The 14,202-nt window shown below is 45.4% G+C and carries 18 protein-coding genes; 8 read left to right on the top strand and 10 right to left on the bottom strand.

The features are described 5' to 3' along the window. The first annotated feature begins 98 nt into the window (after positions 1-98). Together QUB61_RS12550 and QUB61_RS12545 are read left to right on the top strand one after the other, a co-directional pair. The gene (locus tag QUB61_RS12550; protein ID WP_333127259.1) at positions 99-2,099 is read left to right on the top strand and encodes a heavy metal translocating P-type ATPase; all 2,001 of its coding nucleotides are present in this window, start codon (positions 99-101) and stop codon (positions 2,097-2,099) included. A gap of 197 nt (positions 2,100-2,296) precedes the next feature. Continuing rightward, positions 2,297-3,601 carry an Nramp family divalent metal transporter gene (locus tag QUB61_RS12545; protein WP_333127261.1) on the top strand — a complete coding sequence of 435 codons (1,305 nt, stop codon included), beginning with the start codon at positions 2,297-2,299 and terminating at the stop codon, positions 3,599-3,601. 88 nt (positions 3,602-3,689) lie between these two features. On the opposite strand, the gene ctpB is transcribed toward QUB61_RS12545, so the two are convergent. Continuing rightward, positions 3,690-5,009 (bottom strand): carboxyl-terminal processing protease CtpB, encoded by a 1,320-nt coding sequence (gene ctpB, locus QUB61_RS12540; protein WP_333127263.1) that lies wholly within the window; start codon positions 5,007-5,009, stop codon positions 3,690-3,692. A 195-nt stretch (positions 5,010-5,204) separates the two neighbouring features. Here ctpB and QUB61_RS12535 point away from each other — a divergent pair, with 195 nt between their 5' ends. Continuing rightward, complete coding sequence (locus QUB61_RS12535; RefSeq protein ID WP_333127265.1) at positions 5,205-6,050, top strand: hypothetical protein; 846 nt, start codon at positions 5,205-5,207, stop codon at positions 6,048-6,050. Positions 6,051-6,170: 120 nt separating this feature from the next. Here the strand turns inward: QUB61_RS12535 and QUB61_RS12530 are convergent, their stop codons facing one another. Further along, positions 6,171-6,746, bottom strand: a complete 576-nt coding sequence (locus tag QUB61_RS12530) for a pseudouridine synthase (protein ID WP_333127267.1) — start codon at positions 6,744-6,746, stop codon at positions 6,171-6,173. Between the two features lie 213 nt (positions 6,747-6,959). On the opposite strand from QUB61_RS12530, the gene wecB reads away from it, so the two are divergent. Then, a complete protein-coding gene (wecB, locus tag QUB61_RS12525; RefSeq protein WP_333127269.1) occupies positions 6,960-8,072 on the top strand; it encodes a non-hydrolyzing UDP-N-acetylglucosamine 2-epimerase in 1,113 nt (370 codons plus the stop codon). Positions 8,073-8,149: 77 nt separating this feature from the next. Here wecB and QUB61_RS12520 read toward each other — a convergent pair whose 3' ends face one another. Further along, positions 8,150-8,293 (bottom strand): hypothetical protein, encoded by a 144-nt coding sequence (locus QUB61_RS12520; protein WP_333127271.1) that lies wholly within the window; start codon positions 8,291-8,293, stop codon positions 8,150-8,152. Between QUB61_RS12520 and QUB61_RS12515 the strand changes: the two genes are divergently transcribed. After that, positions 8,288-8,824 (top strand): hypothetical protein, encoded by a 537-nt coding sequence (locus QUB61_RS12515; protein ID WP_333127273.1) that lies wholly within the window; start codon positions 8,288-8,290, stop codon positions 8,822-8,824. The genes QUB61_RS12520 and QUB61_RS12515 overlap by 6 nt on opposite strands. Positions 8,825-8,899: 75 nt before the next feature. On the opposite strand, the gene QUB61_RS12510 is transcribed toward QUB61_RS12515, so the two are convergent. The 3 genes from QUB61_RS12510 to QUB61_RS12500 all read right to left on the bottom strand — a co-directional run bounded on the left by QUB61_RS12510 (position 8,900) and on the right by QUB61_RS12500 (position 11,110). Next, the gene (locus tag QUB61_RS12510; RefSeq protein WP_333127275.1) at positions 8,900-9,568 is read right to left on the bottom strand and encodes a TPM domain-containing protein; all 669 of its coding nucleotides are present in this window, start codon (positions 9,566-9,568) and stop codon (positions 8,900-8,902) included. Positions 9,569-10,082: 514 nt separating this feature from the next. After that, entirely contained in the window at positions 10,083-10,604 is a 522-nt protein-coding gene (locus tag QUB61_RS12505; protein WP_333127277.1) for a hypothetical protein, read from the bottom strand. Between the two features lie 8 nt (positions 10,605-10,612). Then, entirely contained in the window at positions 10,613-11,110 is a 498-nt protein-coding gene (locus QUB61_RS12500; RefSeq protein WP_333127279.1) for a TIGR00725 family protein, read from the bottom strand. A gap of 143 nt (positions 11,111-11,253) precedes the next feature. Here QUB61_RS12500 and QUB61_RS12495 point away from each other — a divergent pair, with 143 nt between their 5' ends. The 3 genes from QUB61_RS12495 (at position 11,254) to QUB61_RS12485 (ending at position 12,097) form a co-directional block, all read left to right on the top strand. Then, the gene (locus tag QUB61_RS12495) at positions 11,254-11,427 is read left to right on the top strand and encodes a hypothetical protein (RefSeq protein WP_333127281.1); all 174 of its coding nucleotides are present in this window, start codon (positions 11,254-11,256) and stop codon (positions 11,425-11,427) included. Between the two features lie 129 nt (positions 11,428-11,556). Continuing rightward, complete coding sequence (locus QUB61_RS12490) at positions 11,557-11,766, top strand: toxin-antitoxin system, antitoxin component, Xre family protein (protein WP_333041441.1); 210 nt, start codon at positions 11,557-11,559, stop codon at positions 11,764-11,766. Continuing rightward, positions 11,753-12,097, top strand: a complete 345-nt coding sequence (locus tag QUB61_RS12485; protein WP_333127284.1) for a type II toxin-antitoxin system PemK/MazF family toxin — start codon at positions 11,753-11,755, stop codon at positions 12,095-12,097. The genes QUB61_RS12490 and QUB61_RS12485 overlap by 14 nt, the downstream gene beginning before the upstream one ends. A gap of 121 nt (positions 12,098-12,218) precedes the next feature. On the opposite strand, the gene QUB61_RS12480 is transcribed toward QUB61_RS12485, so the two are convergent. From QUB61_RS12480 to QUB61_RS12465, 4 genes are all read right to left on the bottom strand, one after another. Beyond that, a complete protein-coding gene (locus QUB61_RS12480; protein WP_333127286.1) occupies positions 12,219-12,593 on the bottom strand; it encodes a hypothetical protein in 375 nt (124 codons plus the stop codon). Positions 12,594-12,607: 14 nt separating this feature from the next. Further along, the gene (locus QUB61_RS12475) at positions 12,608-13,018 is read right to left on the bottom strand and encodes a hypothetical protein (RefSeq protein WP_333127288.1); all 411 of its coding nucleotides are present in this window, start codon (positions 13,016-13,018) and stop codon (positions 12,608-12,610) included. Positions 13,019-13,200: 182 nt separating this feature from the next. Continuing rightward, complete coding sequence (locus tag QUB61_RS12470; protein ID WP_333127289.1) at positions 13,201-13,536, bottom strand: hypothetical protein; 336 nt, start codon at positions 13,534-13,536, stop codon at positions 13,201-13,203. 75 nt (positions 13,537-13,611) lie between these two features. Then, on the bottom strand, positions 13,612-14,202 hold a 591-nt coding region (locus QUB61_RS12465; protein ID WP_333189969.1), incomplete at its 5' end, for a tetratricopeptide repeat protein.

The raw sequence follows: 14,202 nt of genomic DNA, 5'->3' as shown, positions 1-14,202 counted from the left end.
GATTTTTAACTCAAAATCTAGTATATTTTATTTTTGAGTATATAATGTGAATATCTATTCATACGATCATGTGTTGGGATAAACCCAAGAAAAACCATATGCAAAAAGCAAAATCGAGCGATTCCGGCTGCTGTAGTTGCAGTCATGAGGACGACCGCCAGGAACACAGCCAGGAGAATCATAACCACGACGACCAGGGCCACGACCACGGCCACGACCACGGCCACGGAGATTTCAACCTGAATCAAGAATTGATTCCTGTGATATTGGTTGTTGTACTATTTGTGGGCGGTTTAATTTTTGAAGAAAAACTGCACAACACGCCCTATTCTATAGGTGAATATCTGGTTTTCATCCCAGCCTATCTTTTAAGCGGATGGAATGTTTTAACCAGTGCGGCGCGCAACATTCTGCGAGGCAGAGTGTTTGATGAAAATTTCTTAATGACTATAGCAACACTCGGCGCTGTCGCTATTCACAAACTCCCTGAAGCAGTCGGGGTGATGTTGTTTTTCAAAATCGGAGAATTTTTTCAAGAATTTGCCGTTGGGCGATCGCGTCAATCAATCCGATCGCTTTTAGAAATTCGCCCAGACAGCGCCAACCTCAAAGCAAATGGCGACATCAAAAAAGTTTCGCCAGAAACCGTAGCCGTCGGCGATATCATCCTTGTCAAACCGGGAGAAAAAATTCCCTTAGACGGTGAAATTATAGACGGCAATTCTCAGGTTGATACATCTGCACTAACTGGAGAATCAGTACCTCGAACCGTGAAAGTTGGAGAAACAGTTTTAGCAGGAACAATTAACCAGACAGGAGTTCTCACCGTCAAAGTTACCAAACTCTTCGGTGAATCTTCAATCTCCCGAATTCTGGAATTAGTAGAAAATGCCAGAAGCAAAAAAGCTGAAACTGAGAAATTTATCACCAAATTTGCCAGTTACTACACGCCTTTTGTAGTATTTGCATCGCTCGCAGTGGCTTTAATTCCGCCTTTGTTCATTTCAGGAGCAACTAATGCAGACAGATTTTTATGGGTTTACCGCGCCCTAGTCTTGTTAGTTATTTCCTGCCCTTGCGGATTAGTTATTAGCATTCCTTTGGGATACTTTGGGGGAATTGGCGGTGCAGCCAAGCGCGGTATTTTGGTTAAAGGAGCGACTTTTTTAGATACCCTGACAGCAGTCAAGACAGTTGTTTTGGACAAAACAGGAACTCTGACAAAAGGAGTTTTTAAAGTAGCACAAATTCTCCCTCAGAAGGGTTTTTCACAATCTGAGTTAATGGAAATAGCAGCCAAAGTAGAATCTCAATCAAATCACCCAGTCGCGACATCTATCATGGAAGCTTACGGGGGAAAGATAGATTTATCGGATGTGAAAGATTACGAAGAAATAGCTGGACACGGCATTCGAGCAAAAGTAAATAATCAAATTGTGCTGGCGGGAAATGACCGTTTGCTGCACCGAGAAAATATCCCTCACGATGTCTGCAATGCTGAAGGTACTGTCGTCCATTTAGCGGTAGACAACCGCTACGCTGGCTACATTTTAATTGCTGACGAGCTTAAGGAAGACGCAGTACAGGCTATTCGCGACATCAAAAAATTAGGTGTTGAGCGAATCGTGATGCTCACAGGAGATAATCAAGCTGTAGCCGATAGTGTTGCGAGAAAGCTCGGTTTAGATTCCTACTTAGCCGAGTTATTACCTGAAGGAAAATTAGAGGCGATCGAAAAACTGATCGGCGAATCTAAAAAAGGTGATAAAATTGTCTTTGTGGGGGACGGAATTAATGATGCGCCCGTTCTTGCGAGAGCTGATGTGGGCATAGCGATGGGGGGTTTGGGTTCGGATGCGGCGATCGAAACTGCCGATGTTGTGATTATGGCAGATGCACCCTCCAAGGTGGCTGAAGCCATCCAAATTGCCCGAAAAACTCACAATATTGTCTGGCAAAATATCATTTTTGCCATGTTAGTCAAAGGCATATTTATTGCTTTGGGTGCTTTTGGTTTAGCGACAATGTGGGAAGCTGTTTTTGCCGATGTTGGGGTGGCTTTAGCAGCTATTTTTAATGCGACTAGAGTTTTGAAATAGAGTGTTCGCACATACGAGTGCTTTTTGTCGATCGACCTCATCATAGTCGATCGCGCGCACCTCGGTTCAACCTCAAAAATATACACACCTTAAAATATACGGTGACTCCGGCGGATTTTGATCCATACGAATGATGAAACTCCGCTAAACTTGTCATATTATGAAAAGAATATGAAAAGTGTTGAACGGTACAACCAATGACTGACTCGGAAAATAGGCCCAGCTTGCCTGAAGTCCACCGCAGCATCCCCGTTCCCAACAGCAAAGGTTTCTGGCGTAAAATGCTGGCCTACGCAGGGCCTGGATATTTGGTTTCAGTGGGTTACATGGATCCTGGAAACTGGGCGACTGACTTAGCGGGGGGAGCAAAGTTTGGCTATGCGCTATTAAGTGTGATTTTGCTATCTAATTTGATGGCAATTTTGCTGCAATCACTCTGCGTGCGTTTAGGAGTAGCAACGGGACGAGATTTGGCACAAGCTTGTCGAGATTATTTCAGTCCGCGAGTCAGTTTTTTGCTGTGGATACTTTGTGAAATTGCTATTTCTGCTTGCGATTTAGCGGAACTTGTTGGCAGTGCGATCGGACTGCAATTGCTATTTGGCATTCCCTTAGTTTGGGGAGTGTGCATCACTGCGCTAGATGTAATAATGGTGTTATTTTTACAAGGGAAAGGCTTTCGTTATATCGAAGCTTTGGTGATTACGATTATTGCAATTATTGGCGGTTGCTTTATCGCAGAAATAATTTTTGCCAAACCAGATGCCGGAGGACTTTTACTCGGTTATGTTCCCAGCCTAGAGATTTTGCAAAATCAGGCAATGCTTTATATTGCGGTTGGTATTTTAGGGGCAACTGTGATGCCCCACAATCTCTACCTGCATTCATCGATCGTGCAAACTCGCTCTTGGCAAGAAACTGCTGATAAAAAATGGGAAGCAATTAAATTTGGCACTATTGATTCTACCGTAGCGCTGTCAATAGCTTTGTTTATTAATTCAGCAATTCTGATATTGTCTGCTGCCAGCTTTCACTTTTCCGGCTATCAAGAAGTAGCAGAAATTCAAGATGCTTACAAACTGCTTTCTCCGGTGCTGGGTGTGGGTTCTGCCAGTGCAATTTTTGCCTTTGCTTTATTGGCTTCGGGGCAGAATTCAACTTTGACTGCAACTCTAGCAGGACAGATTGTGATGGAAGGGTTTCTCAATTTTCGTCTGCGGCCTTGGTTGCGGCGGTTGCTGACTCGACTGATTGCAATTGTACCGGCTTTGATCGCAATTATCTTGTTCGGTGAAGGCAGTACAACTAATTTGCTGGTTTTCAGTCAAGTGATTCTCAGTTTGCAATTACCCTTTGCAGTAATTCCCTTGGTAATGTTTACCTCAAACCGCAACTTAATGGGAGAGTTTGTGAATCCATTTTGGCTGAAAGCCTTAGCTTGGTTAGTGGCTAGTATTATAGTAGGATTAAATAGTTGGCTGTTATTACAAACCATTTTCTAACAATCTGAGGCTAAATCAAACTACAAAAACAAAACCCGCAGGCGCGGGTTTCATCTTCATGCTTATTGTTAATAACTTACGGTTTCAACTACTTTTTAGGAACAAGAGCCTCTTTACCAGGAACGGGACGGGGAGACGAAGCGGTAGTTTGCAAAAGTGCGATCGCCTGCGCGTAGCAAGGATCGTCCTGAGTCGCAACCAACATCGGTTTGTTAGCTAATTTCAGCTTTTGTTCGTCGCTTACTTCGACTTTGACATCGGGAGTAACCCCCTTGTGGCTGATATCCGTACCGTTCGGGGTATAGTAGTGAGCGATCGTCACCGCCAATCCCGAACCGTCAGCCAAAGAATGCACCGACTGCACCAAAGCTTTGCCAAAAGTTTGGCCGCCCATCACAGTTGCGCGCTTGTTGTCCTTCAGAGCACCGGCCAAAATCTCGCTGGCGCTGGCCGAGTTATCGTCCACGAGCACCACCAAAGGCTTGTCAGTGATAGCAGTGCGGTTTGCCCGCATTTCCTGAGAATCGCCCGCGCGATCGACTGTGCGGACGATCGCCCCTGTATCCATCCACATCCGAGCGATATCAATGCTCACTCGCAGCAACCCGCCGGGATTCCCCCGCAAATCCAAAACAAAAGCATCAGCTTTCTGATCCGAGAGCTTTTTAATCGCCGCCTGCATTTGTTCGCCCGCGTGCGAGCTAAACTCTTGCAAACGGATGTAACCGACATTCTTACCGCCTTCCTTCTTGAGGCTGTAGCGAACTGCAGCTACCTCAATTCTCGCCCTAGTCAGAGTGATGTCAAATTCGCTTTTGCCCTCACGAGCAATCCGCAGCGTGACTTTCGTGCCTTCGTCCCCCCGAATTACCTGAGCCGCATCCGAGACAGTCATGCCTTTGGTAGTTTTGCCGTCAATCACCAAAATCGTATCGCCCGCTTGAATCCCTGCCTTCAGGGCCGGGGAATTTTCCATCGGCTCGACTACCCTAATCGCTTTCGTTTTTTCGTCTTCTTCCAGCCTCATCCCCACCCCTGTCAGTTCCCCGGAGGTTTGATTCGTCAGAGCTTCGTACTGCTTCGGGTCCATGAAGCGGGTGTACTGGTCGTTTAATTTCTCTAGGGCTTTACGGAGAGCGGTGTAGGCAGCTTCGCGAGAGGTATAGTTTTTGCTCAACAGTTCTTGGCGGGTCAATTGCCAGTCAGTCTTGTTAAAGCTGCCATCAACATACTCTCGGTTCACAATTTGCCAAGCTTCGTCTAAGACAGCTTTGGGGCTATCTTGAAGCTCAGCGCGGACTGATTGACTCAGCCCGGGAACGAGCAAAGATATCGAAGCGGTTGTTGCCATCGCCCCACTGAACAGGGCTGCCTGTAATTTAGAAAAGCGTCTGCGGGCTTGATTCATTGAATTTGGCTCAATTCGATTTTAGATTTTTGATTTGAGATTTTATATTTCTAAAAAATCTCAAACTACTACTTAAACTATTGTGTGGAGGCTCAACCATCCCTTTGGACAGTTTAACGAGATTTTTAGTCGATCGCCAACCAATTATTACTCTCTTTCAATAAACTTAATTTAAAACTTGGATTTAAATGTGCCGTGGAAGCTAAAATCGAACAATTTTCGCGTAAGTGGTTGAGCCTGCTCGTTAATGGATTTATCGGTCTAGCAGCGCTGGCGGGGGTCGTTGCCATGCAGTCTAGCGGGCAGTTGGGCGGAATGTCCCCAGTTGGTGTTCAGGGGCAAAAGCCTCTCTCTGGAATGTCTGCTGCCAGTTTCAAGCAAGCCGCACAGCAAGAAGCGCAGCAAGAAGTCCTGCGGCTGAAAATGCTCAAAACTATCCCTAGTTTTGGGTTTGACAATTTAATTGCAGATTGGACATTTCTCAAATTTTTGCAGTATTTTGGCGACGACGAAGCGCGAGATGTAACGGGCTACAATCTGAGCCAAGATTATTTTGACATAGTTACGCAGCGCGACCCGCGGTGGGTTGACATCTATCTGTTTCTTTCCACAGCTATTTCTTTTTATCAGGGAAAGCCTGAAACTGCTGTTAATTTGATAGAGCGGGGTACTAGCGCCCTTTCCCTTTCGCCGCAAATTCATTCCCAATCGTGGATAGTGTGGCGAACTAAAGGTCTTGATGAGTTGCTGCTGTTGGGGGATATTCCCGAATCAATTCGCTCTCACGAAATGGCCGCTGATTGGGTGCAAGGAAGCCCGAAAGGGTCGAAATTGGCGCCGATATTTCGAGCAACTGCTGAGTATTTGCGCCGAGATCCCGATAGCGTGCCGGTGCGATTTACTGCTTGGAGTACGGTTTATGCTCAAACAACTGATAAGTTGGTGCGTCAAAGGGCGAAACAAGCTCTTGTCAAGTTGGGAGCTCAGGTGCAAAAAGATAAGAATGGAAAGGAGAGTTTTATTTTGCCGCCTCGAAAGTAAGCAGAAGGAAGAAGGAAGAAGGAAGAAGGAAGAAGGGAACTGCAGCCGTAGTAATAGTTTCAGCTATCAAGAATGTCCTAAATGTCAAGACGGTTGACTGTAATTCTCCAATCAAAAATCTCAAATCTCAAATCTCAAATCGGCTTGAGTTAGTTCGCGCCATTCACCGGGATTGAGACCTTCGAGACGCAAATGCCCGATCGCACACCTGACTAGCCGCAGCGTCGGAAACCCTACTGCTGCGGTCATCCTGCGGACTTGGCGGTTGCGGCCTTCTGTGAGAGTCATTTCCAGCCAAGCTGTCGGCACGTTTTTGCGAAATCTAATCGGCGGTTCGCGGGGCGGCAAAGGTGGTTCTGCTGACAATAATTGCACTTTTGCCGATCGAGTCCGATAATCTTGAATTGTGACACCTGTCTGCAAAGCCCTGATCGCCCCTGCATCGGGAATCCGTTCAACTTGCACCCAGTAAGTGCGGGGATGAGCGAAGGTCGGGTCACTGAGGCGGTGCTGAAGGGGCCCATCGTCCGTTAGCAGCAACAAACCTTCACTATCGCGATCGAGTCTTCCTACCGCATAAATGTTAGGAATAGGAATATAGTCTTTGAGAGTGCTGCGTTTAGTTTCGCTGGACTTGTCAGTGAATTGAGTTAAAACGTCGTAGGGTTTGTAAAATAGAATGTAACGATAGGGCATGAGCAATTAATAATTAAAAATGTACCAACAGTGCGATATAAAACGATATAACTCAAAAAAAAAACACCTTCTATCTCTCTTCTCTCCCTCCTCTGCGCCCTCTGCGCCCTCTGCGGTTCATAAAAAAATAAATCTTGTTAACCAACGATTCAAACCTGCTCTAAAATCTTCAGCCTTTAAGAGCCTCGCAAATCTCAACTACCCAATTTTACCATGCCCGAAGCCACACACCGCGTTTGCATCGTCTTAGGAACTCGCCCGGAAGCGATTAAACTAGCCCCAGTAATTCAACAGTTCAAAAGTTCGCCAACCTTTGACACCCAAGTAATTTTAACCGGTCAGCACCGAGAAATGGTCGAACAAGTAATGCGAATGTTCGATCTAAAAGCCGATCGGGATTTAGCAATTATGCAGCACCAGCAAACCTTGACAGATATTACATCCCGGAGTTTGCAGGGTTTGGAAGCCTCCTTTAAAGAATTGCAGCCCGAAATCGTCTTAGTTCAGGGCGATACAACGACAGCGTTTGCCGCTACTTTGGCTGCATTTTACCAGAAAATACCCGTAGGTCACGTAGAAGCCGGATTGCGGACAGACGACCTGTTCAATCCTTACCCCGAAGAGGCTAACCGACGGTTGATATCTCAGCTCACACGGCTGCATTTTGCCCCGACAGCGCTGGCCCAAGAGAATTTAGGGCGATCGGGCGTTTTGGGAGAAATTCACCGTACAGGCAACACAGTAATCGATGCCTTGCTTTCTGTCGCCAAACGCCAACCAGAATGCAACATTCCTAACTTAGATTGGAGCAAATATCGCACTATCTTAGCAACTGTTCACCGTCGCGAAAATTGGGGAGAACCTTTAGCAGGAATTGCTCGCGCATTTCTCCAAATCTTAGATAAATTCCCCGATACAGCCTTGCTCTTACCTCTACACCGAAATCCCACAGTCAGAGAACCTTTGCAAGCTCTTTTGGGCGACCACCCGAGAGTATTTTTAACTGAACCTTTAGATTACGCAGAATTAGTAGGAGCTATTCAGAGATGTTATTTAATTCTCACAGATTCCGGCGGCTTGCAAGAGGAAGCACCGAGTTTAGGTAAGCCAGTTTTAGTATTACGAGAAACAACAGAAAGACCAGAGGCAATTTCCGCAGGCACCGCTAAACTTGTGGGTACTAATTCTGATACAATTTTCACAGCAGCGGCAGAATTGCTCAGCAATTCCGAAGCATACAACGCAATGGCAATGGCAATTAATCCCTTTGGTGACGGTTTGGCCGCCTCGCGGATTTTGAAAATTGTTGAAGAGTATTTTAATTAGCTACCCCCTTGCGAGTTGGGCGGTTTCAACCGCAACTACACTTGCCTTGCGTCCCCCCAGAGGGGGACTAATTCCTGTTAGCAAAACTCAGTTTCTGCCTCCCTTACCGAATTACCAATCCCCACCGCCACCCCCACTACTAGAATCGCTGCTACTACTGCTGCTGCTGCTGTCGCTACTGCTGCTGCTGCTGCTGTCGCTACTGCTAAGCTGTTGTGCATTTAAATTGTATATTTCGAGTCCCGATCAAAAATCGTCAAATCCTCTCCCCCTCTCCCCTTCACCCCCTCTCCCTCTCTAATACCATAGGCAATCTAGATGCAACACAGCTTACTGCTGCTGCTGTAGTCGCCACCCGCACCGCCACCGCTGGAGTTGCCACCGCCAAAGCTACCTCCGCAGTCGCTACTGCTAATGCTGTAGTCGCCACCCGCACCGCCACCGCTGGAGTCGCCACCGCCAAAGCTACCCCCGCAGTCGCTGTTGCTAATACTGTAGTCGCTGCTATTAGTGGTGTAGTAGCCACCGCAATCATCGCTGCTACTGTTACTGCTGTAGTCGCTACTGGTACTGTAATCGATGCTGTTAATGCTGTAGTCGCCAGCCCCACCGCAATAGTTGTGACTGTTACTGCTGTAATTGCAATTGTTACTGCTGTAATTCGGACGGTTAGTGCTGTAATTCGGACGGTTAGTGCTGTAATTGCGCGAATAACGGCGGTGGGAGGGGGAAGGAGATATCCGAGACAATAAGCTGCGAAATATTCTGAAGATAATGAAGCAAGGTATAAAAACTATGAATGCTATGAATAACAACCCAAGTAAGCCCTAGATTAGATTCGATGAATCTTCACCTGTGGATGTACTATTGCTAATAACTGGCGATTGACTAGGTATTGGTGACGGTTTCACCCCTTGAGATGGTACGATTGGAGCCAAAGGCAGCGTGGTTTGAGAGTGAGCATTTACCATCGGAGTTTGTAAAACATTTACTAACGCCTTTGTCCCGGCTAATGTGCCCCCGTCAAAGTCCTGCTGTTTAAATCTGGGCGTAATTTCGGTTTGAATAATGCCCACTGCTTTAGCATCCGGGAAAATGCTTTGAATGCCAGAACCTGTTTCAATTTGAACGCGGCGTTCCCCCGACGAAATCAACAATAAAACTCTGTTATTTTTACCTTTTTTGCCAATCCCCCAAAAGTTAAATAATTCTGTAGCAAATGCTTTGGGTGTCGCCGATGGCTTAGTATGAGGCACTGTCACAACAGCGATTTCTGAGCCGTTTTTTGCCTCTAAATCCGAAATCATTTGATTTAGCTGAGTTTCGGTGCTGTCGCTGAGAATGTTTGCTTTGTCCGTTACCCAAGTGTTATTTCCTTGGCGGGGATTCGGTACTTCTTGTACTGTTATAGCTTGGCTCGTTACGGGAAATGCAATTGCCGAAAAAGACAGCCAACCGATCCAGATTATTTGTTTGTTGCTAACTTGTAACTGCATCGCTTCAGTCTCCTGAATAACTGCTAATCTGAAATTGACATATATCTGTCCGCCTAATTACAATTAAATAACCAGCTCACTATCATGTCAATTCATATTATTCAGAACTTGAATTCATAAAAATCATAATTTTAGGTGCGCCGTGCACACCCTACATTTATAAGCTGTGTTGCATCTAGATTGCCTATGGTATTAGAGAGGGAGAGGGGGTGAAGGGGAGAGGGGGAGAGGATTTGACGATTTTTGATCGGGACTCGAAATATACAATTTAAATGCACAACAGCTTAGTCCTGGACGCACGGGTGGCGAGAAACCGGGTTTTTAACCAAAATAATTGCTGAAAACCGTCAATCTCGGTTCAAAAACCCGGTTTCTTAGTGGGCGAGTGCGATCGCGAACTACTCCCTTCCCGGTAGAAGACTATCTACTTCTTCCTTCTTCCTTCGTGTCCTTCGCGCCTTCGCGGTTCAATAATACTAATTCTTCCGGCCCGAAACGAGTAATTGAGATATTTCTAAGGAGAGGGAACTTGTGGTTGAAAATTGCTGCTACCTCTATAACCGGATAAAATAGCCAGTTTTTGCAAAGAATGCCGCCCCGTGTAATATTTACCCCGAATTTCCCAAGTGGGATAAACTTTAATATTGGCAGCTATGCACAAATCCGGTTGAGCATCTTTGCCTCTGGGATCGCACTCAATGTAAGTAATCGCGCTAAATGCTTCTTTGCCGAAAAGTTCTTGTTGCGCGTGACAGTTAGGACACCAGTAAGCACCGTAGAGTCTAGCTTTGATTGTCTGCAAATGGGTTGCTAAAGCTATTTGATCCGGCACGGATTCGCTGCGAATAGGTCGCGTTTCTTGTCCGGTAAGAGGCTTTGCGGAAGGGGGAGGAGGAGGGAGGGTTTGTGCTAATTTTTGAGTGGATTTGTTGCTGAAAGTGAACTGTACAATTCCTCCGTCTGCTTTGCTACTGACGAAAATCCCCAAAGTCAGGAAAATGCCGATCGCACAAAAGTTGAATTTGCTTAGTCTCATCTGGGATTTCATCTTGGATTTACTAGGATTTCGCGAGCTTGATTCATAGCCTCTACAGCATTGTTTACCACAAAGATGTTAAATTGTGCTAAATTTTTAAAGAAAAGTTTACTTTCTGCGCTGTCATTTAACAAGATAACTTGTTTGTTAGCTTTGAGAGCGAGGGCGATTTCTGAAGCAGTGCCCGTCCCCATACCGCAGGCAATGATTACGTCTGAAGAAAGAATGTTAATGTTATTTCTGGCGTTTCCCATATCGGTGACAATGGCAATATCTACAGCTTCAGAAATGCCGCGAGTGTCATTTCCCGGAAGGATGCCGACTGTTAAACCGTTGGCTGATTTTGCTCCTTTGTTGGCGGCATCCATGACGCCGACATTTCTGCCACCAGTTAGCAATATCCATCCTGCTTCGGCGATGAGTTGTCCGAGTTGATAGGCGTTTTCTAAGTCTGTTGATGTGGCACTCTCGCCGGGGCCCATGATGCCAATGATGATTTTTTTCATAGTTTTGGGGTGAATATGGTGTTATTAATACTTGCTAGTTTTTTTGCACGCTATCTACGAATGTATGTTATCATAAAAATAGTGGCTTCCTAAAAACAGCTTTTGACACAACTAACTTTCTAAAGCTTCCTAGTATTTTTACTATGAAAGAGCAAACATTTAAACTAGATGAATCTCAAATAAAATTTTTAGAACTCTGTCAAAACTATGGATTTAAAGATCCTAGTGAATTGGTTATAATAGCGATTCAACGGTGGGAATTAGCGCTAGAAACCGAGCATTTGAAAGAATTGGCGCTGCTCTATGCGGATGTTTAGGCAGCAGGAGAGACAGAGTTACAGGAAGTGGCTGAATTAGGTTGAGAAGAATGGCAGAAGGAATAAATTAGATTAAATTGATAGAATATAAAATGTATGCTAAGTTAAACTTAACAAGTGAGAGATAACATGAGTGTCGCCCAAAACCCGGAAACAAAGCTGATGGAAAAAATCCGTAGTTTACCGCCAGATAAAATTACGGTATTAGAAGATTTTATCGATTTCCTTTTAACGCGAAGTGAAGATCGTCTTCTCGTTTATACTGCAACTAAACTCTCAGAAGCAGCTTTTGCTAAAATTTGGGATAACCCAGAGGACGCGGAGTATGACGAGTTATAATTTCGGTGATGTGGTTTTAGTTCCGTTTCCTTTTACCGATCAAACTACCAATAAAAAACGTCCAGCAGTTGTTATTAGTTCTGACGTTTATAATGCAGAATATCCCGATCGCATTCTTATGGGTATAACTAGCCAAGTTAGCAGTAGCCCGAAAGTCTGTGATATTGTCATAACAGATTGGCGATCGGCTGGGCTTTTAAAAGCTTCTATGATTAAGCCAGTTATTACGACAATTGAAAAAAAACAGATTCTCAAAAAATTGGGAAGGCTTCAAGATGTAGATATTCAGTCTTTGAAAGAAGGATTGATTGGAATTCTAGGTAATAGTTGAGCGAGCTCCCTTCTGAATATGCGTGAGAAAGGGATCTCGCTCTTTTTTAACCGCAGATGGACGCAGATTAACGCAGATGTAAGAAGGGATCTCGCTCTTTCAAGTCTCCCAAAAAATATTATTAAATTACAGGAGAAATGCTGACAGGATAGCTCATCTTTTCCTCTAACAAAGAACGGAGGGAATTAACCAGATCGCCCTGAAATTCTTCTCGCTCAAACCACAAAGCAGGCTTACTATCAGAAGCACGGGCAAATACAGCCAGTCTGCCACAGTGGGGACATTCATAAACTTGAGGAAATTCGGGATTTTTAGGATAAAGAAGCTGGTAAACTTTATCTTCAAATTCCTCCTCGGATGCAGCAGAGGAGTAAACAGCAATCAGATCCTCAATAAGTTTTTCGCGCAAGGGTTCCCACAATATTTTGAATCCTTGGGGATGTGGAACTGGAGATAAACTGAAGCTTTCACCGCACCGACAAGAGAGTCTAGGCATAATAATTTCTCACGCTATACATCAACGATGATTTGACTGTCTTTAATAATGATAATTCGATCGATGCTGTGACCGGGTGTGTTGATAACTCCTTGGGCCATGCGTTGAACTTCGTCCACTTCTAGCAATTCGCTGTCCCCGATACCAAGTTCAACTACTACAATCTCGGCTTGACCGTCTTTTTCTATGATATTCTGAGCGAGGCTCCTGGTACGTCTGGTTTGGGGTTGCATCAGATCGGCGGATGTTTGGGTGGCGTCTGGGTGAAAAAAACTATAGTCACCTGTCCTGATGTTTGGTCTTTCGGCGGTTCCTTCTACTCGGATTACTCCAGTCAGTTCGCCAGCTTCTGCTTTGTTGTTCAAAAATTCGCCGACTCTAATTTCATCTGGGGTAGCTCTGGGATTATTGTTGATATAAGACATATTGCAGCATAACCGATCGCCCATCCCATTAAATCACAGGGTCGTAACAGATTAAGAGCGAGATCCTTTCTGGATTATCCTGAGAAAGGGATCTCGCTCTTTTTAAACCGCAGATGAACGCAGATTAACGCGGATGGAAGAAGGGATCTCGCTCTTTTGATTGTAAAACGGGCGATCGCACTCTATTTCTTTTGGGGAATTTCTACCAATTCTGATTCCTTAAGACGTTGCGATAATAGGCAATCTTCAAAGCTGAAAGCTTCTGAGTCTAGAAAACTAGCGATCGCCATTTCGATCGCAGCTTCCAGAGAACATTCTAGCTGCGTAGCTTTTTCCATGTCGTGGCTGAGGGGATGGCACCGATCGCAGGGGGTAAAGGCGAGAGTGTCGAGAATTTGGCGGGCTTCTGGCTGGATGGGGTCGGTCATGGAAATTGGGAGGTGCCAGCGGTTATTCCATCCTACAAGTAGAAGCGATCGCTCTTTTAATGAACCGCAAAAAAGCGATCGCGAATTCATTCCAAATAGCGATCGCCCTTCTGAATCTGGGTGAGAAAGGGATCTCGCTATTTTTTAACCGCAGATGGACGCAGATTAACGCGGATACAGGATTGGATAATTCGCCTGCGATTTGATGTTTTTGGGGTTATCTATTTCCTCGATCGCTCTTTCGCAAAACTGAGCCCAATCCTCTAACTTGATATTCCGAAATATGCTGGCGGCGGTAGTGAAACCTGAAATTGCTTCAGGCTTGTCGCCCTGTGTCGCGTAAGCTGTGCCGATATAACACCAGACGCGGGCTGTGCTGTATAGATCGTGAATTTGTTCGACTAAAGCTAACGCCTGTCGGTAATGCTGAAGTGCTTCCGGATACTGCTCGTTAGCTAATGCTACATCGCCGATGGCTTGCAGGGTATTGGCTTTGCCCAGATTGTCTCCTACTTGCTCGTAGAGTTTCAAAGCCGTATCGTAGCGCCCTAGGGCTTCATCACGGCGATCGAGGAATTGCAAAACATCGCCGATGGCTTTCAGGGTATTGGCTTTGCCCAGATTGGATCCTACTTGCTCGTAGAGTTTCAAAGCCGTATCGTAGCGCTCTAGGGCTTCGTCACGGCGATCGAGGAATTGCAAAACATCGCCGATGGCTTTCAGGGTATTGGCTTTGCCCAGATTGGATCCTACTTG

Origin of the sequence: Microcoleus sp. C2D2 (assembly GCF_036702495.1) — a bacterium.
Lineage (GTDB): Bacteria > Cyanobacteriota > Cyanobacteriia > Cyanobacteriales > Microcoleaceae > Microcoleus.
This window is presented reverse-complemented; position numbering and strand designations above follow the sequence as displayed.